Source organism: Bradyrhizobium sp. Kon56, assembly GCF_055807635.1.
In genome coordinates this window covers 1-309 of the sequence record NZ_JBVVOU010000304.1, presented here as the reverse complement: position 1 = coordinate 309, position 309 = coordinate 1, and the positions used below count along the sequence as shown (strand labels likewise).

Here is a 309-nt window from a genome sequence, read left to right as displayed (position 1 = left end):
GGTGAACAACAAGAAGCAGGCGGTGCGTTGCATCGGGCAGGAAACCCCGCAACTGCAGCAGTGAGCGTTGGCCTGCCTGGCGTGGGAAAGTACCGTTATCCGCACAGCTGTCGCTGGCAGCCTCGGCCGGCACCAACCCGTCCTGCCCGGCAAACAGGTGCAACTGTGGCCCGCGAAACGCCTGCAAGGCAGCACGGGTGTCCAATTGGGCGAGCAACTCAAGGCCAGGCATCAGCACGCTGGGCGAGGTGTTCGGCGCCCCACTGACCAACAGACGCGAGAGCCCGCGTGGGTCGACGGCGCCCTTGG

Annotated in this window: 1 protein-coding gene; it reads right to left on the bottom strand. The window is 66.0% G+C overall.

Translation table 11 applies throughout. The features are described from left to right. Window positions 1-309 (bottom strand): hypothetical protein (locus AC0L3B_RS39070; protein WP_473383057.1); only part of this gene is annotated, 309 nt, incomplete at both ends.